General features: G+C 57.8%; 20 protein-coding genes and 4 tRNA genes. 20 read left to right on the top strand and 4 right to left on the bottom strand.

What is annotated here, in order from left to right; genetic code table 11:
* The first annotated feature begins 9 nt into the window (after positions 1-9).
* Genes KJF94_RS22420 through thiO form a run of 4 tightly spaced genes read left to right on the top strand, consistent with a single transcriptional unit; the run spans position 10 to position 5,156 of the window.
* Positions 10-489: a pilus assembly PilX family protein gene (locus tag KJF94_RS22420; RefSeq protein ID WP_214378874.1), complete on the top strand. Its 480-nt coding sequence runs from the start codon at positions 10-12 to the stop codon at positions 487-489.
* Positions 476-3,586 (top strand): pilus assembly protein, encoded by a 3,111-nt coding sequence (locus KJF94_RS22415; protein ID WP_214378873.1) that lies wholly within the window; start codon positions 476-478, stop codon positions 3,584-3,586. The genes KJF94_RS22420 and KJF94_RS22415 overlap by 14 nt, the downstream gene beginning before the upstream one ends.
* Before the next feature lie 14 nt (positions 3,587-3,600).
* The gene (locus KJF94_RS22410; RefSeq protein ID WP_214378871.1) at positions 3,601-3,999 is read left to right on the top strand and encodes a type IV pilin protein; all 399 of its coding nucleotides are present in this window, start codon (positions 3,601-3,603) and stop codon (positions 3,997-3,999) included.
* Between the two features lie 56 nt (positions 4,000-4,055).
* Positions 4,056-5,156, top strand: coding sequence for a glycine oxidase ThiO (thiO, locus tag KJF94_RS22405; protein WP_214378869.1), 1,101 nt, complete (start codon positions 4,056-4,058; stop codon positions 5,154-5,156).
* Between the two features lie 110 nt (positions 5,157-5,266).
* Here thiO and KJF94_RS22400 read toward each other — a convergent pair whose 3' ends face one another.
* The 4 genes from KJF94_RS22400 to KJF94_RS22385 all read right to left on the bottom strand — a co-directional run bounded on the left by KJF94_RS22400 (position 5,267) and on the right by KJF94_RS22385 (position 9,560).
* A complete protein-coding gene (locus KJF94_RS22400; protein ID WP_214378868.1) occupies positions 5,267-6,598 on the bottom strand; it encodes a sigma-54-dependent transcriptional regulator in 1,332 nt (443 codons plus the stop codon).
* Between the two features lie 2 nt (positions 6,599-6,600).
* Positions 6,601-8,190, bottom strand: a complete 1,590-nt coding sequence (locus KJF94_RS22395; protein ID WP_214378866.1) for an ATP-binding protein — start codon at positions 8,188-8,190, stop codon at positions 6,601-6,603.
* Complete coding sequence (locus tag KJF94_RS22390; RefSeq protein ID WP_214378865.1) at positions 8,180-8,413, bottom strand: PP0621 family protein; 234 nt, start codon at positions 8,411-8,413, stop codon at positions 8,180-8,182. Before KJF94_RS22390 ends, KJF94_RS22395 begins: the two co-directional genes overlap by 11 nt.
* A gap of 124 nt (positions 8,414-8,537) precedes the next feature.
* Positions 8,538-9,560 carry an outer membrane protein assembly factor BamD gene (locus tag KJF94_RS22385; protein WP_145316021.1) on the bottom strand — a complete coding sequence of 341 codons (1,023 nt, stop codon included), beginning with the start codon at positions 9,558-9,560 and terminating at the stop codon, positions 8,538-8,540.
* Between the two features lie 151 nt (positions 9,561-9,711).
* On the opposite strand from KJF94_RS22385, the gene rluD reads away from it, so the two are divergent.
* From rluD to pseF, 16 genes are all read left to right on the top strand, one after another.
* A complete protein-coding gene (gene rluD / locus KJF94_RS22380; protein ID WP_008028788.1) occupies positions 9,712-10,674 on the top strand; it encodes a 23S rRNA pseudouridine(1911/1915/1917) synthase RluD in 963 nt (320 codons plus the stop codon).
* On the top strand, positions 10,671-11,390 hold the full coding sequence (gene pgeF / locus KJF94_RS22375; protein ID WP_214378863.1) for a peptidoglycan editing factor PgeF: 720 nt from the start codon (positions 10,671-10,673) through the stop codon (positions 11,388-11,390). The genes rluD and pgeF overlap by 4 nt, the downstream gene beginning before the upstream one ends.
* A 294-nt stretch (positions 11,391-11,684) precedes the next feature.
* On the top strand, positions 11,685-14,249 hold the full coding sequence (gene clpB / locus KJF94_RS22370) for an ATP-dependent chaperone ClpB (RefSeq protein ID WP_214378860.1): 2,565 nt from the start codon (positions 11,685-11,687) through the stop codon (positions 14,247-14,249).
* 298 nt (positions 14,250-14,547) lie between these two features.
* Positions 14,548-14,623: transfer RNA gene (locus KJF94_RS22365), tRNA-Asn, on the top strand.
* A 9-nt stretch (positions 14,624-14,632) separates the two neighbouring features.
* Positions 14,633-14,709, top strand: a tRNA-Pro gene (locus KJF94_RS22360).
* A gap of 5 nt (positions 14,710-14,714) precedes the next feature.
* Positions 14,715-14,790, top strand: a tRNA-Lys gene (locus KJF94_RS22355).
* A 95-nt stretch (positions 14,791-14,885) separates the two neighbouring features.
* Positions 14,886-14,962, top strand: a tRNA-Pro gene (locus KJF94_RS22350).
* Positions 14,963-15,114: 152 nt separating this feature from the next.
* Positions 15,115-16,740 carry a methyl-accepting chemotaxis protein gene (locus KJF94_RS22345; RefSeq protein ID WP_214378858.1) on the top strand — a complete coding sequence of 542 codons (1,626 nt, stop codon included), beginning with the start codon at positions 15,115-15,117 and terminating at the stop codon, positions 16,738-16,740.
* Positions 16,741-17,245: 505 nt separating this feature from the next.
* A complete protein-coding gene (wbpA, locus tag KJF94_RS22340) occupies positions 17,246-18,559 on the top strand; it encodes a UDP-N-acetyl-D-glucosamine 6-dehydrogenase (protein ID WP_214378856.1) in 1,314 nt (437 codons plus the stop codon).
* 17 nt (positions 18,560-18,576) lie between these two features.
* The gene (wbpB, locus tag KJF94_RS22335) at positions 18,577-19,527 is read left to right on the top strand and encodes a UDP-N-acetyl-2-amino-2-deoxy-D-glucuronate oxidase (protein ID WP_214378854.1); all 951 of its coding nucleotides are present in this window, start codon (positions 18,577-18,579) and stop codon (positions 19,525-19,527) included.
* 7 nt (positions 19,528-19,534) lie between these two features.
* The gene (gene wbpD / locus KJF94_RS22330; RefSeq protein ID WP_214378852.1) at positions 19,535-20,128 is read left to right on the top strand and encodes a UDP-2-acetamido-3-amino-2,3-dideoxy-D-glucuronate N-acetyltransferase; all 594 of its coding nucleotides are present in this window, start codon (positions 19,535-19,537) and stop codon (positions 20,126-20,128) included.
* 81 nt (positions 20,129-20,209) lie between these two features.
* Positions 20,210-21,319: a DegT/DnrJ/EryC1/StrS family aminotransferase gene (locus tag KJF94_RS22325; RefSeq protein WP_214378850.1), complete on the top strand. Its 1,110-nt coding sequence runs from the start codon at positions 20,210-20,212 to the stop codon at positions 21,317-21,319.
* Positions 21,316-22,593, top strand: coding sequence for a lipopolysaccharide biosynthesis protein (locus KJF94_RS22320; RefSeq protein WP_214378848.1), 1,278 nt, complete (start codon positions 21,316-21,318; stop codon positions 22,591-22,593). The genes KJF94_RS22325 and KJF94_RS22320 overlap by 4 nt, the downstream gene beginning before the upstream one ends.
* Before the next feature lie 2 nt (positions 22,594-22,595).
* Entirely contained in the window at positions 22,596-23,111 is a 516-nt protein-coding gene (locus KJF94_RS30405; protein WP_284681134.1) for an acyltransferase, read from the top strand.
* Positions 23,112-23,140: 29 nt separating this feature from the next.
* The gene (pseC, locus tag KJF94_RS22310) at positions 23,141-24,280 is read left to right on the top strand and encodes a UDP-4-amino-4,6-dideoxy-N-acetyl-beta-L-altrosamine transaminase (RefSeq protein ID WP_214378846.1); all 1,140 of its coding nucleotides are present in this window, start codon (positions 23,141-23,143) and stop codon (positions 24,278-24,280) included.
* A 2-nt stretch (positions 24,281-24,282) separates the two neighbouring features.
* On the top strand, positions 24,283-24,975 hold the full coding sequence (pseF, locus tag KJF94_RS22305; protein ID WP_348772800.1) for a pseudaminic acid cytidylyltransferase: 693 nt from the start codon (positions 24,283-24,285) through the stop codon (positions 24,973-24,975).
* Positions 24,976-24,995 lie beyond the last annotated feature (20 nt).

Genomic DNA, 24,995 nt, shown 5'->3' with positions numbered 1-24,995 from the left:
GGAGGGCTGATGAGTTTTTCTACCGCGACCTCTCACGCCCAGCGCGGCATGGCGCTGCTGGTCAGCCTGGTGTTCCTCCTGTTGCTGACGCTGATAGGCATTTCATCGATGCAGAACGCCACTTTGCAGGAAAAAATGGCCAGCAGCGTGACCCTGCGCAATCAGTCGTTCCAGATTGCCGAAGCCGCGTTGCGCATCGGCGAAAGTGCGGTGCAGCTGGGTACTTATGCATTGCCGGTTTGCAGCGGCAATCAATGTTTGCCGCCCGCCGAGTCATCGACCATCACGGCTGCCGGTCTCAATTCCACTTCGGGTGTCACCTGGATTGCCGCCGCCAACGGTTTCTACGGGGTGCAGAACATCGGCACCACGTTGAACGCCGTGAATGTGCCAAGCAACACCTCTGCGACGCTTTATCGGGTCACGGCAGTGGCCATCGTCGGCAATAACGTTCGCAGTGTGGTGGAGAGCATCTATGCCAAGTACTGACAGGTGTTCCGGGATCTGGCGGTTGCTTTCTGGCGTTGTATTGGGCCTGTACCTGTCAGCCCCTGCGTACGCATTCACGCCCTCGGACTCGCCCTTGCTGAGCGCTGCGGCGGTTCCGCCAAACGTGATGCTGCTGATCGATGATTCGGGAAGCATGAACAACATCATTTGGGCGCCGGATTTCGATCCGACAGCCAACCGTGCACAAATTGCGAATTGCACTGCGAACGGCTCTTGTCAGAGCGGTCAGTTTCTTGACATGAGCGACACCAATATTGCCTTGTCGAGCCTTAATCGTGGCGGTTGTTCAACCAGCGGCAATTGGTACGGTTTCTATCGGGGATTTTTGGGGCTTTCATCGGTTTGCCTGAAGCTGCCCGACCCGGCGGGCAATGAAAACACGCGTTATACGGCTGACTATCTGTCTTATCTGGTGAGTCTGGTGACGGGCTCGAGCAGGGACTTCACCACTGGCACTGCTGCCATCCCCAACGATTACCGAATGAACGTAGCGAAGGATGTGTCCAAAAAACTCGTTACCAGCAATCGCGCGCTGCGTATCGGCCTGTCGACGTTTAATCCGCCTACGGGCTCTAACTCCGGCCCCGGTGGTTTTATTGCCCGCGCAGTCAGTGATCTGTCTCCCGTTGGCAGCGTTACCCAGGATAAAGCGGACGATAACTTCGATGACCTGATTTCATCGATCACGGGTTTGAGTGCAATCGCCAATACCCCGTTGGCGGAAACCTATTACGAGATCACGCGGTACATGCGCGGCATGGCGCCGTACTACAACTCGACGCCCACCACTTACACCAGCCCGATCCAGTATCGCTGCCAGAAAAACTACGGCGTGGTGATCACCGATGGCCTGCCTACGTTCGACCGGACCTTCCCGACCAACGACCCGCTCGGTGGCAGCCGTTTGCCGAACTGGGACGGCATCAGCGCGAACGATGGCGACAACCTCTCCGGTGATGGCGAGGGTGATACGTTGTACCTGGACGATATTGCCAAATTCGCCTTCGACATCGACATGCGCACCACCGGTACCGACGCCGCCGGCAAGAACTGGAACGCCACAGATTTCCCCACGCAGAACATGAACACCTACACCGTAGGCTTCACTGCCGCGAATCAGATGTTGTCGGATGCCGCCAGATACGGGCAGGGCAAGTATTATCAGGCAACAGACAGCGTCGGCCTCAACACCGCGCTGGCATCCGCCCTGAGCGACATCACGTCGAAAGCCGGCTCAGGGGGCAGCGGCACCACCAGCAGCTCAATCGTCGGGGTCGGTTCCGCTTACTACCAGACCAGCTACGACCCCAAGGACTGGCGCGGCACCATCAAATCCTATGGGTTCACTGCCACTGGCGCGGTCAATACCGCCTCGGTGCTCTGGACCACTGACACGGCCATCGTACCCGGTGCAACGGCGCCGGTTTACCAGTCGTGGAACACCGTGAGCAATGCTCCCGTCACCCTGGCTTACACCAATTTCGCCCCGGCGCAGCAGACGGTGCTGAGTCAGGGTCTGCCCACGGGAATCACCGGCAGCGATCTGGTGGAGTGGAGCAAGGGCACCAACAAGACGGGGTTGAAAGTGCGCAGGGTGTTGCTCGGCGATATTATCAACTCGCCTTTGGTGCTGGCCTCGCCGACGGACAAAACCGCATCCGATCTGGTGAGTGACACCAGCTACAGCACCTATCTGGCGACCAAAGCCATCAATATGAACTCCAGCCTGGTGGTCAACGCCAACGACGGTTTTGTCAGCGTCATCAACTCGGGTAACGGCGCGAGGCGCTATGCCTACATGCCTTCCAGCGTACTGCCATCGTTGCGTTTCATTGCCGATACCGCCTACATCAACGGCGTCAGCCACAAGTTTCTGGTCGACGGGCAGGTCGGCGTATTCGATGCACAACTCAACAGTGCCTGGAAAACCCTGGCGATCGGCGGGACAGGGGCGGGTGGCAAGACGTTTTACGCGCTGCAGCTGTTTGACGCTTCGGCCGGTAACGTGACCAAGGCGTTGTGGGAGTTCAGTGCACCCGCCACGGCCAATACGGCGAACGTTTTCAATGATCTGGGCTATGCCTATGCCCGTCCGGAAGTGGCACGCTTGGCCGATGGCCGTTGGGCGGCGTTCATCTCCAACGGCTATGGCAGCAATTCGGGGGTGGCGGCGTTGTATGTGATCGATATTCGCGATGGGTCACTGATCAAGAAAATCGTCATCGACAGCACGGAGACCACCAACGGCCTGTCTTCGGTAGAGCTCAAGGTCAACTCACAGAATGTGGTGCAGGCTGCCTATGGCGGAGACCTGAAAGGACGGTTATGGAAGTTTGATTTGAGTGGCGCCACCACCGACACCTGGGGTGTGGCGTTTTCCGGCAAGCCGTTGTTCACGACAGCGGGCGGTGCCACCCAGCCGATCACTGCGCAGCCGTTACTGGCGGACAATTCACTGGGCGGTAAAGTGGTGTTTTTCGGCACCGGCAAGTTCAACGAGACCGTCGACAAGACCAGCAAGGATCTGCAGGCGTTCTATGCAGTGTGGGACGCGGACGGCGGTTCCGGACAGATCACCACGTCCAGTTTGCAGATTCAGTCGGTGACGGGCGTGTTCTCGGGAAGCTCGGGGCAATTCATTACTACCAGCCAGAACGAAACGACTTATCCGGCGGAGAAGGGCTGGTACTTGCCACTGGTCTACAACAGCGTATTAACCGGTGAACGAGTGATCAACCAGGCATCCCTGGTGCTGGGGCGAATCGTATTTACTACCGCCGTAGTCGACACTACGGACCCTTGTGCGAGTTTCGGCACCGGCAAACTGGTCGAACTGGATGCGTTCAGCGGTAAGATGCTCAATTACGCGGTGCTCGACACCAACGGCGACGGGGTGGTCGACAGCGCGGACACGATATCCAGTGGAGTAATATTTACTGGCGGGATGCCGTTCTTGAACGCCATCGTCAACGGCGGGGCCCGCAAGATTGTGAACGATTCCAGCGGAACGCCCACTTCGCTGGTGGAAAAAGCCGGCGGCGGTAGCCGTCGCATCATGTGGCGACAAATTCAGTAAGTGAGAGTTGATGAATGCGCAGATCCAATCGAGGTTTTACCCTGATCGAAATCATGATCGTGATTGCGATCATCGGGATCGTCATCACCATTGGCTACCCGAGCCTCACCGAATATGTGAAAAAGGGGCGTCGGACTGAAGTGGCCGGCCTGCTTTCCGAGCAGGCGCAAATTCTCGAACGGTTTTACTCGAAGAATAATGTTTACACCGGTGCCACCGGCCTGAGCACCGGCAATGACTTCTACACCATCACCCCGACCCTGACCGACCAGACCTTCCTGCTGACCGCTGCACGCAAAGCCGGCAGCATGGAAACTGACAAGTGTGGCGATTTCACCATCACCAACACCGGTGTCAGAAGCATGGTCAGTGCTGCGTCCGGCCTGACTACCAAGGATTGCTGGGGGCGCTGAGTTGCTTTTTCGGGCGCCTTTTGCGCCCTCTGTCTATTTAACGGTTGGATCGGAACATGACCATGCAACAACAAGTGGTGATCGTCGGCGGCGGTGTGATTGGCCTGCTGACGGCGTTCAATCTCGCGTCCGAAGTACAAAGCGTTGTGCTGCTGGACCGTTCGAATGTCGGTCAGGAATCGTCCTGGGCCGGTGGCGGCATCGTCTCCCCACTCTACCCATGGCGCTACAGTCCGGCTGTCACCGCACTGGCCCACTGGTCGCAGGATTTTTATCCACAGCTGGGCGAGCGGCTGTTTGCCGCGACCGGAGTTGATCCCGAGGTGCACACCACCGGTCTGTATTGGCTGGATCTGGACGATGAGGCCGAGGCGCTGGCCTGGGCCAAGCGGGAAAACCGGCCGCTGCGGGCTGTGGATATCTCGGCGGCGCACGATGCCGTGCCGGTACTTGGCCCTGGCTTTTCCCGGGCGATCTACATGGCCGACGTGGCCAATGTGCGCAATCCGCGGCTAGTGAAGTCCCTCAAGGCTGCTTTGCTGGCGCTGCCGAACGTGACGATTCACGAGCAGTGCGAGGTCAGCGGGTTTATTCGTGAAGGTGATAACGTTGTCGGCGTGCAGACTTCGACGGGTGCTATCCACGGTGATCAAGTCGTCCTGACCGCTGGCGCCTGGAGCGGTGATTTGCTCAAAAGCCTGGGGCTGGAACTGCCGGTTGAGCCTGTGAAAGGGCAGATGATTCTCTACAAGTGCGCGGCCGACTTCCTGCCGAGCATGGTGCTAGCCAAGGGGCGTTATGCAATTCCTCGCCGTGATGGACACATTCTGATTGGCAGTACGCTGGAGCATGAAGGCTTCGACAAGACACCGACCGGGTCTGCGCTGGAGAGTCTGAAGGCCTCTGCGGTGGAGCTGATTCCAGCGCTGGCTGAGGCCGAGGTGGTCGGGCACTGGGCCGGGCTGCGACCGGGTTCGCCGGAGGGGATTCCCTACATTGGCCGGGTGCCGGGGTTCGAAGGGTTATGGCTCAACTGCGGGCATTACCGCAACGGCTTGGTGCTGGCACCGGCGTCGTGCCAGTTGTTTGTGGATGTGATGTTGGGGCGAGAGCCGATTATTGATCCAGTACCGTATGCGCCGACCGGGCGGATCTGATCGCGGAATATCTGGCGTTTGCCAGATCGCCTTCGCGGGCAAGCCTCGCTCCTACAAGATCAGCAACAATTGACATCTTGTAGGAGCGAGGCTTGCTCGCGAAGAGGCCCTCAATCCAACCCGAACTTCTTCAGCCTGTAACGCATCGACCGAAACGACAAATTTAACCGCTGAGCTGCCGCCGTGCGGTTCCAGCGGGTTTCCTCCAGGGCCTGGAGGATGAGTTTGCGTTCGACGTTGTCCAGATAGTCTTCCAGATTGTCGATCTGCGTCAGGTCCTGCACCCCACTGTCTGCGGTGCAGTTGCCTTCGGCCAGTCGCAGGTCGCTGGCTTCGATCTGCTTGTTTTCGCACAAGGTGTGAGCCCGTTCGAGCATGTTCTCCAGCTCTCGCACGTTGCCCGGAAAGCGATAGCTTTTCAGCGCTTCAAGCGCTTGCGGGTGGAGTTTCGTGGCGGGCTGGCCGCTGCCGGCTGCCAGACGCTTGAGGACATGAGTGGCCAACGATTCGATGTCGTCGCGGCGTTCGCGCAAGGGCGGAACCCGTAGTTCGATAACGTTGAGTCGGTAGTACAGATCCTGGCGAAAGCGTTCGGCGGCGACTTCGGCGGCGAGGTCTTTGTGGGTGGCACAGAGGATGCGCACATCCACCACGGTTTCCTGTTGCCCGCCCACGCTGCGAACGGCCTTTTCCTGAATCGCCCGCAACAGTTTGACTTGCATCGCCAGAGGTAAATCAGCCACTTCGTCGAGGAACAGCGTGCCGCCATGGGCTGCCTGGAACAGCCCGGGCTTGTCTTCGATGGCGCCGCTGAAGCTGCCTTTGCGATGCCCGAAAAATTCGCTCTCCATCAGTTCCGAAGGGATCGCCCCGCAGTTCACCGGGATAAACGGCTGGTTGGCGCGCGACCCTTGTTCATGGATCAGCCGGGCGACCAGTTCCTTGCCACTGCCGGACTCGCCGCTGATATACACCGGCGCCTGACTGCGGGCCAGCTTGTCGATTTGTTTACGCAAATTGCGCATGGGCAACGAGTCGCCCAGCAAACGACGATCGACGGTGACGCCCGGCGCGGGCATACGCAGTGCGCTGGTGACCAGTGCGCGCAGGCGGGTGAGGTCCACCGGTTTGGTCAGGAAGTCGAAAGCACCGGCCTTGAGAGCGTTGATCGCCGTTTCGAGGTTGCCGTAAGCGGTGATCATGGCCACCGGCAGTTGGGGATAGCGTTGCTGAATGTGTTGCACCAGCTCAAGGCCGGTGCCGTCCGGCAGGCGCATGTCGGTCAGGCACAGGTCGAACGTTTCGCGTTTCAACAGGGCCTGGGCTTCGCCAAGGTTGCGGGCGCTGAAGGTGTCGAGTTTCATTCGTCCCAGGGTAATTTCCAGGAGTTCGCGGATATCCGGTTCGTCGTCGACAATCAGGACTTTTTGCAGTGGGCTCATGTTCAACTTTGTTTCCGTCCGTGAGCAAAGGTGATGCGAAAGCAGCCGCCGCCTTGGCGTGGTTTGAAGTCTAGGCGGGCCTGGTTGCTTTCGCACAGTTCACGGGACAGATAAAGCCCCAGGCCTGTGCCTTGGGCGCTGGTGGTGAAGAACGGTTCGAACAGATGCACCTGCTGATCCGGCGCCACGCCGGGGCCATCGTCCAGAACTTCGATGATGGGCAACTGCGTGTCGGGGTCGATAAACAGATCAAGCCAGACCTGCGCCTGATCGTGGGTTTGAGCGCTGTGGCGCCAGGCATTGCGCAGCAGGTTATCGATAATCTGGGTCAGCTGGTTCGGGTCCATCAGGGTTTTGAAGTCTCCCGAGCCGATATGCAGATGAATCTGCTGGCGGTCGAGCGCACCTTCGCGACTTTCTGCAACGAACTGCTCCAGCCACGGCTTCAGATCAAGCCGTTGCGGCACGGTTTGCTGGCGGCGGGACAGTTGCAGGACGTTTTCGATAACCCGATTCATACGCTGAGAGTGATCTTGAATAATCTGGGTCAGACGCCGGTCCGCGCCGTTCAGTTCCTCGGATTCCTGCAATAGCTGAGCGGCGTGACTAATGGCGCCCAGTGGATTGCGTATTTCGTGGGCGATCCCGGCGGTCAGGCGGCCAAGTGCGGCGAGTTTCAGTTGTTGGGCCTGCTGGGCGATTTGCGCGAGGTCTTCGAGAAAAACCAGGGTTTGATGGTGTGGGCTTTGGTCCAGGGCAATGAAACTCGGTTGCAGTTCCAGGCCGCTGCCGGTGACTTTCAGGCTTTGAGGGCGCAGCGTCGGGTTGTTCAGCCACAGTTGCAGGCGCTCGACGAGAGCGGGTGAGTAGTCATCGATCCGTTGGCCTTCGAGGTTGTCCCGGCCCAACAGGACCTGGGCGCTGTGATTGGCCAGTTGCACTCGCCGCTGGTCGTCGAGCACCAGGATGCCGGTGCGCATGCGCTGCAGGATCAACGCATTAAGGGCTTCCAGGCCCACGACTTCACTGGCCCGTTGCTCGGCGAGGGTTTCGCTGACTTCCACCCGCTGGATCAGCCCTTGCACCAGCAATGCCGCGGCAAAACACAGCGCACCGAGCGTACCGACTTGCAGATAATCGTTAGGGGTGGCGGGATGGCTGAAGCTCAGGAGAAGGCTTAGCCCGACGATACCGAGTGCGCCGACGGCGGCAATCAGCAGGCCGATACGACTTCGCAACAAGGCATTGCTGATAGCCACCGAGACGATCAGCAGGTTGCCAATGGCGCTGGCGACACCACCGGCGGCATAGAACAGGCCGCACAGCAGCAGGACATCGATCAGTGCCAGGCCGAATAACTGCGCAGGGCGGTGGGTGTTCTCAAAAAAGACCACCAGCAGAATGTTCAGCACCAGGTACAACCAGCTGCCACTGCGCAGCAGGTCGTCATTGGAGAATGTCAGCAACTGGTTGTCGAGGTTGCTGGAGATCAGCAGCACCAGGGTGATGCCGACACTTAAGCGGTAGAGATGATAAAGGCGCAGCAGTCGCTGAGCCTGTTTGCTGCCGGGACTGGACGTCTCAGCGATCACTGGTGCCTGGGCCTTGCTCGAGGTGAGCCTGGCTGCAATACCACTGTTGTTGAAGACTCAGCGCGCGGTCGCGGGGCAGGTGGACACCACAATGGGCGCAACGAACCATGGGCGCGGCTTCCAGTTCGGCAGAGGACTTGGGCACAGAAGGCTGAGCCTTGAACTTGCGCCAGAACCATACCGCAGCGGCAATAAGGGCGATCCAGAACAATAGACGAAGCATGGTGAGCTGCTTTATGACGAGTGATTCTGCAGTTTAGCCAAGGACATGACGGGCGCACAGCGTAATAAATCGCTGAAATAAAAAGGGAGACTCAAGAGTCTCCCTTTTTGCATAACCCGGTGTGTCAGTCGAACACGCCGAAGGTCATGTAGCTGAACCACGAGCGGTCGCTGTTGTTGGCTTCGGACTCGTGTTCCTCTTCCTCGATCACGTCACCGTTTTCATCTTTAGGCTTGAGATCGTTTGGAATCGCGTCTTTGGCGTCTCGGAATTGTCTCTGCACGTCCTGGTTGGCGCGGGTTTCGCCCGGCGGCAGCGGTGGACGGGATTCGATCAGGCCCAGGGTGGCCTTGCTCAGCCACGAACGGTTGTCGGCTTCATCCACCGACGGCACGAACTGACCGTCCACCAGGGTTGGGTGGTTCGGGTAGTTGAGCTTCAGGGTTTCGAGGCTGGTGGCCGCCAGGTCGTCCAGGTGCAGACGCTGATAGGCTTCGGTCATGATCGCCAGGCCATCACCGACCGATGGGGTTTCCTGGAAGTTTTCCACGACGTAACGACCACGGTTCGCGGCAGCGACGTAGGCCTGACGGGTCAGGTAATAGTCGGCGACGTGAATCTCGTAGGCCGCCAGCAGGTTGCGCAGGTAAATCATGCGCTGCTTGGCGTCCGGCGAGTAGCGGCTGTTCGGGAAGCGGCTGGTGAGCTGGGCGAACTCGTTGTAGGAGTCGCGGGCAGCGCCCGGGTCACGCTTGGTCATGTCCAGCGGCAGGAAACGCGACAGCAGGCCGACGTCCTGGTCGAAAGACGTCAGACCCTTGAGGTAGTACGCGTAATCCACGTTCGGATGCTGTGGGTGCAAACGAATGAAACGCTCGGCGGCAGACTTCGCAGCCTCAGGCTCGGTGTTCTTGTAGTTGGCGTAGATGAGCTCGAGTTGAGCCTGATCGGCGTAGCGGCCAAACGGATAGCGCGACTCCAGCGCCTTCAGCTTGGCTGTGGCGGCGGTGTAGCTATTGTTGTCCAGGTCGGTCTGAGCCTGCTGGTACAGCTCGACTTCGCTAAGGTTTTCGTCTACGACTTCCTTCGATGAGCAAGCAGCGGTCAATGCGAGGATGGCGATCAGCAGCAGGTGTTTCACTTGCATGGCGGCTTGCGTCCCTATGACGGCCGCTGTCTTGGGCGGGGCCGTCCTGTTATGATGAGCGCCCCGTTGAATAGCCTCGGGGCAAAAGACGCCGTATTTAACCACAAGCGCGCAGCCGAAACCAAAGGCTGTGCCGACGCCTAGTCCGAGCATGTCCGATAAAATTGAACTTCGCGCAGAGGTGCCGTCCGAATTGGGCGGCCAACGCCTCGATCAAGTCGCCGCACAATTATTCGCTGAGCACTCGCGCTCGCGCCTTTCCGCCTGGATCAAAGACGGCCGCCTGACTGTGGATGGGGCGGTAATCCGCCCGCGAGACATCGTTCACGGTGGCGCCATTCTTGAGCTCACTGCCGAGCAGGAAGCTCAGGGCGAATGGATCGCTCAGGACATCGAGCTGGACATCGTCTATGAAGATGACGACATCCTCGTGATCAACAAGCCTGCGGGCCTGGTGGTGCATCCTGCCGCCGGCCACGCTGATGGCACCTTGCTTAACGCCTTGCTGCACCACGTGCCGGACATCATCAATGTGCCCCGCGCCGGTATCGTGCATCGCCTGGACAAGGACACCACCGGTCTGATGGTGGTGGCCAAGACCATTCAGGCGCAGACGCAGCTGGTTACACAGTTGCAGAGCCGCAGCGTCAGCCGCATCTACGAATGCATCGTGATCGGTGTGGTGACGGCGGGTGGCAAGATCAACGCGCCGATCGGTCGTCACGGTCAGCAACGCCAGCGCATGGCCGTGATGGAAGGTGGCAAGCAAGCCGTCAGCCATTACCGCGTGCTCGAGCGTTTCCGCTCCCACACTCACGTGCGGGTGAAGCTGGAAACCGGTCGTACGCACCAGATTCGCGTACACATGGCCCACATCAACTACCCGTTGGTCGGAGATCCTGCCTACGGCGGCCGTTTCCGAATTCCGCCAGCCGCCAGCCAGACCATGGTCGATTCCTTGAAGACGTTCCCGCGTCAGGCCTTGCATGCGCGGTTTCTGGAGCTGGATCACCCGACCACCGGTAAACGCATGAGCTGGGAATCGCCACTGCCTGACGATTTCGTCTGGTTACTGACCCTGCTCAAGCAAGACCGCGAGGCGTTCATCGGATGAGTGACTGGCTGATTCCCGACTGGCCTGCGCCTGCCGGGGTGAAAGCCTGTGTGACCACCCGTGCGGGCGGCGTCAGTCTGGCGCCGTTCGACAGCCTCAACCTCGGCGATCACGTCGACGACAGCCCCGAAGCTGTTGCCGAAAACCGCCGTCGCCTTACCGATCATTTCTCTATTCAGCCGGCCTGGTTAAAGCAGGTTCACGGCATCGCCGTGGCTCACGCGGACCCAAGCCTTGTGGTCGCCGCCGACGCCAGCTGGACGGCGACGCCCGGCATTGCCTGCGCGGCGATGACCGCCGATTGCCTGCCCGCGCTGTTTTGCGACCGTGCCGGTACTCGCGTCGCAGCCGCCCATGCCGGTTGGCGCGGGCTGGCGGCGGGTGTGCTGGAAGCAACTCTGGACGCGCTGGCCGTACCACCGGAAGACGTTCTGGTCTGGCTCGGTCCGGCCATTGGCCCGCAGGCCTTTGAAGTCGGCCCGGAAGTGCGCGAAACCTTCGTCGAGCAATTGCCTGAAGCCGCCACAGCCTTTGTGCCAAGTGCAAATGCCGGCAAGTTCATGGCCGACATCTATGAGCTGGCGCGTTTGCGTCTGGCTGCTCGCGGTGTCACCGCTGTCTATGGTGGCGGTTTCTGCACCGTGACCGATCCACGCTTTTTTTCTTACCGCCGCAGCCCGCGCACCGGTCGGTTCGCCTCCCTGATCTGGCTATAGTGCCCTGTCTCACGAAGACTGTTCCTTTTTGACGGCGTCTGTTGTCGTCATGCTGCGTTGCCGCTCCTCGCCATAGCGAGCTATGACTCGTCGCGGCGCCTTGCCTGACGACAACAGCCACTCGTCAAAAGAGGAACGTCTTCGTGAGGCAGGGCACACGCTAGACTTCTCTGATCTACATCAACTGTACGACGCTTGAAACTCCCAGAATCGACCGCATCTATAACGGTATCTGGCAGGTTTCTTCATTCAGGATGTTTTATAGGTCCGGCCTGCTCAAAAGGAAGGTGACCCATGCGTATAGATCGTTTAACCAGCAAATTGCAGTTAGCTCTATCCGACGCCCAATCGCTGGCCGTCGGTCTTGACCATCCCGGTATTGAACCGGCGCATTTGATGCAAGCCATGCTTGAGCAGCAGGGTGGTTCGATCAAACCCCTGCTGATGCAGGTCGGTTTCGACGTCAACAGCCTGCGTAAAGAGCTGACCAAAGAGCTCGACCAGCTGCCAAAAATCCAGAATCCGACCGGCGACGTCAACATGTCGCAGGATCTTGCGCGGCTGCTCAACCAGGCCGATCGTCTGGCCCAGCAAAAGGGCGATCAGTTTATTTCCAGTGAGTTGGTGTTACTCGCCGCCATGGACGAGAACAGTAAGCTCGGTAAATTGTTGCTCGGCCAAGGGGTGAGCAAGAAAGCCCTGGAGAACGCGATCAACAACCTGCGCGGTGGTGAGGCGGTCAATGACGCCAACCACGAAGAGTCGCGCCAGGCGCTGGATAAATACACCGTCGACCTGACCAAGCGCGCCGAAGACGGCAAGCTCGATCCGGTGATCGGCCGTGACGACGAAATTCGCCGGACCATTCAGGTGCTGCAACGTCGCACCAAAAACAACCCGGTACTGATCGGTGAGCCTGGCGTGGGTAAAACCGCCATCGCCGAAGGCCTGGCCCAGCGCATCATCAACGGCGAAGTGCCGGACGGCCTTAAAGGCAAACGTCTGTTATCCCTGGACATGGGCGCGCTGATTGCCGGTGCCAAGTACCGCGGCGAGTTCGAGGAGCGCCTGAAATCCCTGCTCAACGAACTGTCGAAGCAGGAAGGGCAGATCATTCTGTTCATCGACGAACTGCACACCATGGTCGGCGCCGGTAAGGGCGAAGGCTCGATGGACGCGGGCAACATGCTCAAGCCTGCATTGGCCCGTGGTGAATTGCATTGCGTTGGCGCGACCACGCTCAACGAGTACCGCCAATATATAGAGAAGGATGCGGCCCTCGAGCGGCGCTTCCAGAAAGTGCTGGTGGACGAACCGAGCGAAGAAGACACCATCGCCATTCTGCGTGGCCTGAAAGAGCGTTATGAAGTTCACCATAAAGTGGCGATCACCGACGGCGCGATCATTGCCGCTGCCAAACTGAGCCATCGCTACATTACGGATCGTCAGTTGCCGGACAAGGCCATCGACCTGATCGACGAAGCCGCCAGCCGCATCCGCATGGAGATCGATTCCAAGCCGGAAGTGCTGGACCGTCTGGAGCGTCGTCTGATTCAGTTGAAGGTGGAGTCCCAGGCGCTGAAGAAAGAAAGCGACGAAGCGGCGATCAAGCGTCTGGAAAAACTCCAGGAAGAAATCGTTCGCCTCGAGCGTGAATATTCGGACCTCGAAGAAATCTGGAACTCGGAAAAAGCCGAGGTTCAAGGTTCTGCGCAGATCCAGCAGAAGATCGAACAGTCCCGTCAGGAACTGGAAGCTGCGCGCCGTAAAGGCGACTTGAACCGCATGGCCGAGCTGCAATACGGGGTGATCCCGGACCTGGAGCGCAGCCTGCAAATGGTCGACCAGCACGGCAAAAGCGAAAACCAGTTGCTGCGCAGCAAGGTGACCGAAGAAGAGATCGCTGAAGTCGTGTCGAAGTGGACCGGCATTCCGGTGTCGAAAATGCTCGAAGGCGAGCGCGACAAGCTGATGAAGATGGAAAGCCTGTTGCACCAACGTGTGATCGGTCAGGACGAAGCGGTGATCGCGGTTTCCAATGCGGTGCGGCGTTCACGCGCCGGGTTGTCCGACCCGAATCGTCCGAGCGGTTCGTTCATGTTCCTCGGCCCGACCGGTGTCGGTAAAACCGAGCTGTGCAAGGCGTTGGCCGAGTTCCTCTTTGATACCGAAGAGGCCATGGTGCGGATCGACATGTCCGAGTTCATGGAGAAACATTCCGTGGCTCGACTGATCGGTGCACCACCAGGCTATGTAGGTTATGAAGAGGGCGGTTACCTGACCGAGGCGGTGCGTCGCAAGCCTTATTCGGTGATCCTGCTGGATGAGGTCGAGAAGGCCCACCCGGATGTGTTCAACATCCTGCTGCAAGTGCTGGAAGATGGCCGCCTGACTGACAGCCATGGCCGTACGGTGGACTTCAAGAATACCGTGATCGTCATGACGTCCAACCTGGGCTCGGTACAGATCCAGGAACTGGTCGGTGATCGTGAGGCTCAGCGCGCGGCGGTGATGGATGCAATTTCCACGCACTTCCGGCCGGAGTTCATCAACCGGGTCGACGAAGTGGTGATCTTCGAGCCATTGGCTCGGGATCAGATCGCGGGTATTACCGAGATCCAGTTGGGTCGTCTGCGCAGTCGCCTGACCGAACGGGAACTTAAGCTGGAACTCAGTCCTGAGGCCATGGATAAGCTGATCGCTGTCGGTTACGACCCGGTGTACGGCGCACGGCCGCTCAAACGAGCGATCCAGCGCTGGATCGAAAACCCGCTGGCGCAGCTGATTCTGTCGGGGCGTTTCATGCCCGGCGATACCGCCAAGGGTGTAGTGGAAAACGACGAAATCGTCTTCGCCTGATCCACGATCACAGCAAAATTGAAGAGGCCTCGCATTGCGAGGCCTTTTTTTCGTCAGGTTGTTGAACTGAAAGGAAAAGGCTTGTAAAGTGCGCCCCGCAGTAAGTCACCCCGAAGGGTTTCCGCTCCCCAAGCAGGAATCTGAAATAAGTTGCAAATCATTAACTTGAAAGCAATTTAAGGGGTTGACAGAGGTGCTTAAGATTGTAGAATAGCGCGCCTCAGACACACGAACGCAGCGATGCGAACGGGTCGAAGAGGTGAAGCAAGCTTCACAGTTGTAAATTGAAATATGTAGTTCCGTGATAGCTCAGTCGGTAGAGCAAATGACTGTTAATCATTGGGTCCCAGGTTCGAGTCCTGGTCACGGAGCCAATTTCAAACCGGGGTATAGCGCAGTCCGGTAGCGCGCCTGCTTTGGGAGCAGGATGTCAGGAGTTCGAATCCCCTTACCCCGACCATTTTTGGGTCGTTAGCTCAGTTGGTAGAGCAGTTGGCTTTTAACCAATTGGTCGTAGGTTCGAATCCCACACGACCCACCATTTTTGAAACCAGTTAGCGCTGGGATCAGATCTTAAGATCAGCGGCCAAAAGCCCTGATCGAAGAAGGCGACTTGTAAAGGTCGCCTTTTTTTTCCGGGGTATAGCGCAGTCCGGTAGCGCGCCTGCTTTGGGAGCAGGATGTCAGGAGTTCGAATCCCCTTACCCCGACCATATTAAAAATCCTCGTATCGAAAGATACGGGGATTTTTTTTGTCTTCGAAAAAGCCGAATCCTTTCAAGTCATCGTACAACTTGCCGATAACGAGCTGTCGGGGCGCAGACGCGGCCTCCCATTCAAGCCAACAACAAGAAAGGCGCTCGTTATGTTTCTTCGTCAGCTGAATATTGCCCCCCGTGCCGCGCTGGGTTTTGCCTTGATCGCCGTGTTGGTGGCGTTGCTCGGGATGTTTGCGCTGGGGCAAATGTCGAGTATTCGCGAGAGCGAGGTGGCCGTGGAGAAGCAGTGGTTGCCGAGCATCCGCGGGGGTGACGAGATTCGCGAACTGATGTTGCGCATCCGCACCATTTCCTTGCGCATGGCTCTGGATCAGGACCCAAAGAATATTCCGACCTACCGCGGTCAGATGGACACTCGCGACAAGGAGCTGAGTGAGAAGATCGCGGCTTATGATCGGTTGGTCGATACTGCCGAGGGCCAGGCCTTATATGACCAGTTCAAAACCACCTTTGCCGCCTATCGCACCGGCATTGCCCAGTCGTTCACCCTGGCGGAACAAGGACGTCGTGACGAACTGACCAAGCTGCTGCTGATCGACATGAAGACGGTGGTCGATGGTTCAGGCAAGCAGCTCAATGATCTGGCGGATCTGTTCGCCAAGCAGGTCGCCGCTGAAAGCGAGAAATCCGCAGCGCACTACGAAACGTCGCGAACGATTGTCAGTTTGTTTATTGCGCTGGCGGCGTTGGCTACGGTAGGCCTGGCCATGTTGCTGACCCGCAGCATCGTCCGTCCTTTGAGTGAAGCGCTGATTGTCGCGGAAAGTGTGGCGCAGGGCGATCTGACCCAGCCGATCGCAACCCATGGCAACGACGAAGTGACTCGTTTGCTCAAGGCGCTGGCGACTATGCAGCAGAATCTGCGAGAAACCTTGCAAGCCATCAGCGGTTCAGCCACTCAGCTGGCCACGGCGGCGGATGAGTTGAACGCCGTCACCCTCGACAGCACTCAGGGGCTGCAACAACAGAATAACGAAATTGAGCAGGCTGCCACGGCGGTCAACGAAATGACCAGTGCCGTGGAAGAAGTGGCGCGCAACGCAGTGTCGACTTCCGATGCTACCCGCCAATCCAGCGAGTCCGCGCATCTGGGGCAGGAGCGGGTCAGCGAAACCGCCAGCGCTATCAGTGCCTTGGCCAAGGATGTGCAGCACACCGGTGAATTGGTGCAGTCACTGGCTAATCAGTCTCAGGACATTGGGAAGGTGCTGGATGTGATTCGGGCCATCGCTGAGCAAACCAACCTGTTGGCGCTCAACGCAGCGATTGAAGCGGCCCGTGCAGGGGAAAGCGGTCGCGGTTTCGCTGTAGTGGCTGATGAGGTGCGTGCGTTGGCCCATCGTACCCAGCAATCGACCCAGGAAATCGAACAGATGGTCCAGGGCATGCGCAACGGTTCGAGTCTGGCGCTGGACTCCATGAATGCCAGTGCTTCCCGTGCCGCCAGCACATTGGTGTTGGCTGAACGAGCCGGGGAAGCGCTGCAGACCATCACTGCTTCGGTTCACGAGATTCACGAGCGTAACCTGGTGATCGCCAGTGCTGCGGAAGAACAGGCTCAAGTGGCTCGGGAAGTGGATCGCAATTTGGTGAATATCCGTGATCTTTCGGTGCGATCAGCCTCCGGTGCCGATCAGACCAGTGCCTCCAGTCATGAGCTGTCGAAGCTGGCCAATGCACTGCAGGGCATGGTGCAGCGCTTTCGGGTGTAAATCCGCCCGACGTAAAAAAGGCCGCGCTTCTCGATGGAGAGGCGCGGCTTTTTTTTGTGGTGGGGGCGCGTCTTGATCGTTCGCTACTGCCTTGCGCAATGGCGCCATTTTAAGCGAGGGGGATAATCGCTGGGCGGGTTCGACGAGCGCAGGAGTGTTCGTCGGTTGGTCTGAAACGCTTGCATATCGCCGATTGCTTTAAAGTCATGCTTGGAGATAAGTGGCATAATGCGCTTTTTTTGGTTGCGCTGCTGAAGGAGTGCCTGCCTGGTCAATCAGGTTCATAGCCCCGCAGGTGGTTATGCTGCACTGGAGCGCAAGTAACACTCCATAAAAGGAGGGTATCGCCAGCAGAGGAGGCTATTTGAATCACGCCAACCAAGAAGCGAGCGCTGCCCGGAACTGGCAAGACATGCATGCGAAGATAAACATCAACAGCGGGTGGTGATTCCCGGTTAGTTGAAGTGTGAACCGCTTAAGAATTAGTTAATGGGAGTTTTACCTGATGTCGGGCATCAAACGGGCGAGTGTTGGCAAGTTCAAAAGCAGAGAGGCTCTAATTGGTATCGTAGGGCTGGGTTATGTCGGTCTGCCTCTGATGTTGCGTTACAACGCTATTGGCTTTCGTGTGCTGGGCATCGATATCGATGAGGCTAAAGTCTCCCGGTTGAACGACGGACAAAGCTATATCGAGCATATCCCTGCCGAGAAAATTCAGAACGCTCGTCAAAGCGGCTTCGAGGCGACCACGGACTTCCAGCGGGCGAGCGAATGCGACGCCTTGATCCTGTGTGTGCCAACCCCGCTGAACAAGTACCGTGAACCGGACATGAGCTTCGTGATCAACACCACTGAAGCGATAAAACCCTATTTGCGCGAAGGGCAGATTGTCTCCCTGGAGAGCACCACCTATCCGGGGACTACCGAAGAAGAGTTGCTTCCGCGGGTTCAGGAAGGCGGATTGACGGTGGGCGAAGACATCTTCCTCATCTATTCGCCTGAGCGTGAAGATCCGGGCAATCCAGACTTTGAAACTCGCACTATTCCCAAGGTGATCGGCGGGCACACCCCGGCTTGCCTGGAAGTGGGGATCGCACTGTACGAACAGGCGATTGACCAGGTCGTGCCAGTCAGTTCCACCAAGGCCGCCGAGTTGACCAAGCTGCTGGAAAATATCCACCGCGCGGTAAATATCGGCCTGGTCAACGAGATGAAAGTGGTCGCCGATCGTATGGGGATCGATATCTTTGAAGTGGTCGATGCGGCTGCGACCAAGCCTTTCGGCTTCACTGCGTTCTACCCGGGGCCGGGGCTCGGCGGGCATTGCATCCCGATCGACCCGTTTTACCTGACTTGGAAGGCTCGCGAGTACGGTTTGCATACGCGTTTCATCGAACTCTCCGGCGAGGTCAACAAGGCCATGCCCGAGTATGTGGTCAGCAAGCTGATGGATGGCCTCAACAACAACAGCAAGTCCCTGAAGGGCAGCAAGGTGTTGGTGCTCGGTATCGCCTACAAGAAAAACGTCGACGACATGCGTGAGTCGCCTTCCGTCGAGATCATGGAGTTGCTCGAAGCCAAAGGCTGCGTGGTGGCTTACAGCGACCCGCATGTCCCGGTTTTCCCGAAGATGCGTGAGCATCACTTCAATCTGTCGAGCGAAGCGCTGACCGCTGAAAATCTCGCGAGCTTCGATGCCGTAGTCCTGGCCACTGATCACGATAAATTCGACTATGAGCTGATTCGCCAACACGCACGGTTGGTGGTGGACAGTCGCGGCAAATACCGCACCCCTGAAGCTCATATCATCAAAGCCTGATTGCTGGAGTGTTCCCTTTGAAACGTTTCGCCCTTATCGGCGCTGCCGGTTACATCGCCCCACGGCATATGCGCGCAATCAAAGACACCGGTAACGAGTTGGTATCGGCTTATGACATCAATGATTCCGTAGGGATCATTGACAGCCTGTCTCCGCAGAGCGAGTTTTTCACCCAGTTCGAGCGTTTCAATGAACACGCCTGGCAGCTCAAGCGCGATCCGGCGACAGCCCTGGACTACGTCGCTGTCTGCTCGCCCAACTACCTGCACCATTCGCATATTGCGGCGGGTCTGCGCCTTGGCTGTGATGTGATTTGCGAGAAGCCGCTGGTACCCACTCCGGAAATCCTGGACGAGCTTGCGCTGGTCGAGCGCGAGACGGGCAAGCGTGTCTACAACATCCTGCAACTGCGTCATCACCAGGCCATTCTCGATCTCAAAGAGAAAGTTGCCCGGGAGTCTCGCGACGGTAAATACGATGTAGAACTCACCTACATCACTTCCCGTGGCAAGTGGTACATGGAGAGCTGGAAAGGCGATCCGCGCAAATCTTATGGCGTCGCGACCAATATAGGCGTGCACTTCTACGACATGCTGCATTTCATCTTCGGCAAGTTGCAGCGCAACGTTGTGCACTTTGCCAATGATTACAAAGCGGCTGGCTACCTGGAGTACGAAAAGGCCCGGGTGCGTTGGTTCCTGTCTATTGATGCGCAGGACCTGCCGGATTCAGTCAAGGGTAAAAAGCCGACCTACCGCTCAATCACCGTTGACGGAGACGAGATGGAATTCTCCGAAGGCTTTACCGACCTGCACACCACCAGTTATCGGGAAATCCTCGCCGGTCGTGGCTACGGCATCGAAGATGCGCGTCATTGTGTGGAGACCGTGAATACCATTCGTTCGTCCAGGATCGTTACGCCACAAAACAATGAAGGCCACCCTTTCCTTGCAACTCTGAGTCGTTGAGGTCGGTATGAGCTATCAGGTTCATCCTTCGGCAATCGTCGATGAGGGCGCGCAGATCGGTGAGGGCTCTCGGGTATGGCATTTCGTCCACGTCTGCGGTGGTGCACGTATCGGCAAAGGCGTTTCCCTTGGGCAGAACGTCTTCATCGGTAACAAGGTGGTGATTGGTGACAACTGCAAGATCCAGAACAACGTGTCGGTATACGACAATGTCACGCTCGAAGAGGGCGTGTTCTGTGGTCCGAGCATGGTATTTACCAACGTCTACAACCCGCGCTCTCTGATCGAACGTAAAAACGAGTACCGCGACACACTGGTGAAAAAAGGCGCAACGCTGGGTGCCAATTGCACCATCGTCTGTGGCGTTACCATCAGTGAGTTTGCCTTCGTTGGCGCGGGTGCTGTGGTCAACAAGGATGTTCCGGCATATGCCTTGATGGTCGGCGTGCCTGCTCGGCAGATTGGCTGGATGAGTGAGTTTGGCGAGCAGCTGGAATTGCCTGTCAAGGGCGAGGGCTCGGTGGTGTGCGAGCACAGTGGCGACCGTTACGTGCTCAGTTTTAATGGATTGTGTAGGGAAGCAGGCGCGTCGACGATCTAGCAGCCTGTCTGTCAGGTTCGCAGTATCGTCCGCGTCATGACATGTTTTCACGGTGGCAAGCCGCCAATAACGAAGTGATTTATGGAATTTATCGATCTCAAGACCCAGTACCGTGAGCTCAAGGATTCGATCCGAGATCGCATTGACCGTGTACTCGAGCATGGCCAGTACATCATGGGCCCTGAAGTGGTCGAGCTCGAGACCCGGCTTGCCGAGTATGTGGGGGTTAAACACTGCATCAGCGCAAGTAGCGGCACCTGCACGCTTTTGATCGCCATGATGGCTTTGGGAATAGAAAGGGGTGATGAGGTCATCACTACGCCTTTCACGTTCATTGCAACGGGCGAGATGATCGCCTTGCTGGGCGCGATACCGGTTTTTGTCGATGTCGAACCGCTTACCGGTAACATCGATCCCGCAAAGATAGAAGCCGCCATCACGCCGCGTACCCGGGCGATCATGCCGGTCAGCCTGTATGGACAGTGCGCCGACCTTGATGCGATCAATGCAGTGGCCGACAAGTACGGTTTACCGGTCATTGAGGATGCGGCGCAGTCATTTGGCGCCACCTACAAAGGACGTCGCTCCTGTGCCTTGAGCACCATTGGTTCGACCAGTTTCTTTCCATCCAAACCGCTGGGTGCATATGGCGACGGTGGTGCATTGTTCACCGATGATGATCAGCTGGCCAAAGCCATGCGCGAGATTCGCATTCACGGGCAGGACCGACGCTACCACCATCCGCGTATCGGTCTCAATGGTCGGCTGGATACCCTGCAGGCTGCCGTTCTGCTGGCAAAACTGGAGCGTTTCGACTGGGAAGTCGAGCGCCGGACCCAGGTGGCGGAGCGTTACGATCGGCTGATCGCATCAGCATGTCCGGGGATCGTCAAGCCTTGCGTTCTACCTGATCGTAGCAGTGTATACGCGCAGTACACCTTGCAGGTCGATGCTCGTGATGAACTGACCAAAGCGCTCAATGCGCTCGGTGTACCGACAGCCGTGCACTACCCGGTGCCGCTGCATCTCCAGCCGGCGTTTGCGTATCTGGGTCAGGGCCGGGGCGCCTTCCCGATTGCCGAGTCATGCAGCCAGCGAGTGTTGAGTTTGCCCATGGGGCCGGATGTGACCGAAGAACAACAAACGCAGGTGGTTGACGCGTTACAAGTAGCATTGCGAAAAACCGTATGACGGCGTTGAAGCGGCTGCTGAACTCCACTGCCACATACGCGTTGGCGAATGTCATCAACAGTGCCATCCCGTTTTTCCTCCTGCCCGTTCTCACAAGGGTTCTGGCGCCGGCGGAGTATGGCGTGGTGACCATGTTCACCACTGTGGTGGGTGTGCTTTCGGCATTCACCGGGCTGAGTATTCATGGTGCGGTCAGCGTGCGTCATTTCGACAATAGCACTGATCACCCGCGCTTTGTCGGTGCATGCCTTGGTGTCCTGGCGGTGAGTACCAGTCTGGTGTTGCTGGTGGTTTGGCTGATGGCCGGGCCGCTTGCCCGCTCGACGGAGATTCCCGAAAGCTGGCTGCTGGTCGCGGTGCTGGTTTCGGCAACGCAGGCCATCGTTCAGGTCCGTCTGGTGATCTGGCAGGTCCGGAACGAGGTGATGCGATACGGTTTGTTCCAGATCCTGCAGACTACCTTGAACCTTTCGCTTTCCCTGGGTTTGATTTTTCTTCTCGGTCTGGGTTGGGAAGGGAGGGTGCTGGGTATCACGGTGGTGGGCTTTCTGTTTGCCGGCCTGGCGCTCTACGGTCTACAGCGTCGGCGGCTGGTGCGCTGGAGCCTGGATCGTGAATATGTCCGGTCAGTCTTGCGCTTTGGCGTGCCACTGATTCCCCATGCAGTGGGTGCAATGATGATCGCCATGAGTGATCGCTTTATCATTACTCATCTGCTGGGTATCGGTGTGACGGGCGCTTACGCAGTGGGCGTGCAGATGGGGATGGTGGTCGGGCTGCTGGCAGATGCTTTCGTCAAGGCTTTCGGCCCTCATCTCTTTTCCGAACTGAAAACCCGGGACTCGACATCCGGCCTTCGTATGGTCCGCCAATGTGCCGTAGTCTTCGCAGGTTTCCTGGTGCTGGCACTCGGCTATGTGGCATTTTTGCCGTACCTTTATCCCTTCATCGTCGGCGAGCAATACAGTGCCTCGCTACCGATCGCGCAATTGATCGGTTTCGGTAATGCTTTCATGGGAATGTATTACGTGGTGGCAGGATTTTTGTTCTTTTTCGAGCGAACCGTGCTTCTGGCGAAACTCACTTTGGCGGTCGGTTTGCTGAGCGTCGCACTGACCTATTCGCTGGTGAATTGGGTGGGTGTCATTGGCGCCGCGTGGGCCTATGTGCTTGTTCAGTTTATGTTCTTTATGGGGGCATGGCGCCTGGCCCAGAAGGTGTTCCCTCTGCCGTGGCGCTCACTTTTCAGAGCGCAGAGTAATCCAGGATGCTAAGCATGGCGCGCAGGTTTTTAGTCCGGGTGCTGCTTGCCCTCAGTGCTCTTTATTGGCGAGTGATTTATTCTGAGTTCCGCGCACGCTATGGCGTGTCGCCACTCTTTCGTTTCAATGGCAAGAATATTTTGCTGTACGGAGACGGAAGGATCTGCCTGAGAGAGAATAGCTATATAGGTGATAACTCCACCGTGCATGCTTCTTCCGGGTTCAGCGTGCAGATTGGCATCGGTTGCCATATTTCATCGAACGTGCGGATATTCACTGAATCCGTTCTGCCGGACAGCGATTTTCGCGTGAAGCCGGTGCCTTCAAAAGCAGGCAATGTGATAATTGCCGAAGCGTGTTGGATTGGCGCAAATGTTCTGATCAATCCGGGTGTTTCAATTGGCGCAAATAGTGTAGTTGGTGCCAATAGTGTAGTAACACGAGATATTCCGCCGGATGAGATTTGGGGCGGCGTGCCGGCAAAGCTCATTAGGAAGAAGCGGCAGCAAGCTGCCAGTGCGGCTTCTTAACCACAGTAAAAACTTGTGATGTAGGGTTTATGATTCCATACGGTCGACAAAATATTAGTGATGACGATATTGCAGCGGTGGTTGAGGTGCTGCGTTCGGAGTGGCTGACTCAGGGACCCGGTATAGCCAGCTTCGAGCGAGCCGTGGCCGAGGTCTGCCAGGCCCGGCATGCAGTGGCTGTCAGCAATGCCACGGCCGCGCTGCACATCGCTTGCCTGTCGCTGGATGTAGGGCCGGGAGATCTGGTCTGGACCAGCCCCAACACCTTCGTTGCCAGTGCCAATTGCGCGCTTTACTGCGGCGCCGATATTGACTTCGTCGATATCGATTCGCAAACGCTCAACCTCAGTGTGGAGCGGCTGGCCGAAAAGCTGGATGCCGCACGCCAGGCTGGCCGTCTGCCAAAAGTGGTTATTCCGGTGCATTTCTCCGGTCGCAGTTGCGACATGCAGGCCATCGCGGCGCTGGGCAAGGAGTATGGTTTCCGGATCATCGAGGATGCCTCGCACGCAGTGGGCGCTGAGCATCAAGGCATGCCAGTCGGTGCTTGCCAGTACAGCGATATCACGGTCTTCAGCTTCCACCCGGTGAAAATCATTACCACCGGTGAAGGCGGTATGTTGACGACCAATGACACGGCATTGGCGAAGCGTCTGGTTCGGTTGCGTACCCATGGTATTGCGCAGGGCAGCGACGAGATGGTCAGTGCTCCGCAGGGGCCATGGGAGTACCAGCAGATTGAACTGGGCTTCAACTACCGCATGACCAACCTGCAAGCCGCATTGGGCCTCAGTCAACTGGCGCGCCTCTCGCCGTTCATTGCGCGTCGTCGCCAGTTGGTGCGGCAGTACCATGCGCTGCTGGCTGATCTGCCCATCGTCCTGCCGCAGGCCAGCGAAGAGTCGGCCTGGCATTTGTACCCGATCAGGGTTGCGGCGGAACGTCGCCTGGATGTGTTCTCCAAATTGCGTGCCGCGGATGTTTGGGTTCAGGTGCATTACATTCCGGTGCATACCCAGCCGTATTACCGCAATCTGGGTTTCAAGGCGGGCGATTTCCCCGAGGCGGAGCATTATTTCGCCGAGGCGTTCAGCCTGCCTTTGTTCTATGACCTGACCGACGAAGAGCAGCAAAGCGTGGTTGACCTGCTCCGCGAGGCTCTATCTTGAAGGTGGCGGTGATCCCGGCGCGCGGCGGCAGCAAGCGCATTCCGCGCAAGAACATCAAGATGTTCTGCGGCCGGCCGATGATCGCTTGGTCGATTCTGGCTGCCCAGCAGAGTGGCCTGTTCGAGCGTATAATCGTCACCACTGACGATGAGGAGATCGCCGAGGTCGCGCGTGCCTGGGGGGCAGAAACACCCTTCGTGCGGCCGCCGGAGCTGTCCGACGACTACGCCGGGACCACCGAGGTGATCGCCCATGCAACGCGCTGGTTGCAAGATCAGGGCGTTTCCGTTACGGCAGTATGCTGCATTTATGCGACTGCGCCGCTGATTCGACCTGAAGACCTGGCACGTGGTCTGGAGCTTTTTGAATCCGGAGACTGGGCCTATGCGTTCTCGGTTGCCGAGTTTTCTCCTTCGGTTTATCGCGCCTTTCAGGCGTCTGCGGAAGGCGGCGTGTCTATGCTGTTTCCCGAGTTTTTCACAACGCGCTCCCAGGATTTGCCAGTCGCCTTGCACGATGCCGGTCAGTTTTACTGGGGGCTCGCTGATGCCTGGACCCAAGGGCTGAAAGTCTTCGATCGCCACTCAACGCCGGTTTGCATTCCGCGTTGGAGGGTTCAGGATATCGACGACATGGACGATTGGATTCGCGCTGAAATGATTTTCAAACAATTGATGAGTGACCAGAGACAATGAGTGCATCGGATTTTGTGACA

Origin of the sequence: Pseudomonas hormoni (assembly GCF_018502625.1) — a bacterium.
Taxonomy (GTDB): Bacteria; Pseudomonadota; Gammaproteobacteria; order Pseudomonadales; family Pseudomonadaceae; genus Aquipseudomonas; species Aquipseudomonas hormoni.
This window is presented reverse-complemented; position numbering and strand designations above follow the sequence as displayed.

Bases quoted from the DNA above. Each gene is read 5' to 3' on its own strand.
- KJF94_RS22420 (WP_214378874.1), top strand. From the start codon at position 10: ATGAGTTTTTCTACCGCGACCTCTCACGCCCAGCGCGGCATGGCGCTG.
- KJF94_RS22415 (WP_214378873.1), top strand. From the start codon at position 476: ATGCCAAGTACTGACAGGTGTTCCGGGATCTGGCGGTTGCTTTCTGGC.
- KJF94_RS22410 (WP_214378871.1), top strand. From the start codon at position 3,601: ATGCGCAGATCCAATCGAGGTTTTACCCTGATCGAAATCATGATCGTG.
- thiO (WP_214378869.1), top strand. From the start codon at position 4,056: ATGACCATGCAACAACAAGTGGTGATCGTCGGCGGCGGTGTGATTGGC.
- KJF94_RS22400 (WP_214378868.1), bottom strand. From the start codon at position 6,598: ATGAGCCCACTGCAAAAAGTCCTGATTGTCGACGACGAACCGGATATC.
- KJF94_RS22390 (WP_214378865.1), bottom strand. From the start codon at position 8,413: ATGCTTCGTCTATTGTTCTGGATCGCCCTTATTGCCGCTGCGGTATGG.
- KJF94_RS22385 (WP_145316021.1), bottom strand. From the start codon at position 9,560: ATGCAAGTGAAACACCTGCTGCTGATCGCCATCCTCGCATTGACCGCT.
- rluD (WP_008028788.1), top strand. From the start codon at position 9,712: ATGTCCGATAAAATTGAACTTCGCGCAGAGGTGCCGTCCGAATTGGGC.
- pgeF (WP_214378863.1), top strand. From the start codon at position 10,671: ATGAGTGACTGGCTGATTCCCGACTGGCCTGCGCCTGCCGGGGTGAAA.
- clpB (WP_214378860.1), top strand. From the start codon at position 11,685: ATGCGTATAGATCGTTTAACCAGCAAATTGCAGTTAGCTCTATCCGAC.
- KJF94_RS22345 (WP_214378858.1), top strand. From the start codon at position 15,115: ATGTTTCTTCGTCAGCTGAATATTGCCCCCCGTGCCGCGCTGGGTTTT.
- wbpA (WP_214378856.1), top strand. From the start codon at position 17,246: ATGTCGGGCATCAAACGGGCGAGTGTTGGCAAGTTCAAAAGCAGAGAG.
- wbpD (WP_214378852.1), top strand. From the start codon at position 19,535: ATGAGCTATCAGGTTCATCCTTCGGCAATCGTCGATGAGGGCGCGCAG.
- KJF94_RS22325 (WP_214378850.1), top strand. From the start codon at position 20,210: ATGGAATTTATCGATCTCAAGACCCAGTACCGTGAGCTCAAGGATTCG.
- KJF94_RS22320 (WP_214378848.1), top strand. From the start codon at position 21,316: ATGACGGCGTTGAAGCGGCTGCTGAACTCCACTGCCACATACGCGTTG.
- KJF94_RS30405 (WP_284681134.1), top strand. From the start codon at position 22,596: ATGGCGCGCAGGTTTTTAGTCCGGGTGCTGCTTGCCCTCAGTGCTCTT.
- pseC (WP_214378846.1), top strand. From the start codon at position 23,141: ATGATTCCATACGGTCGACAAAATATTAGTGATGACGATATTGCAGCG.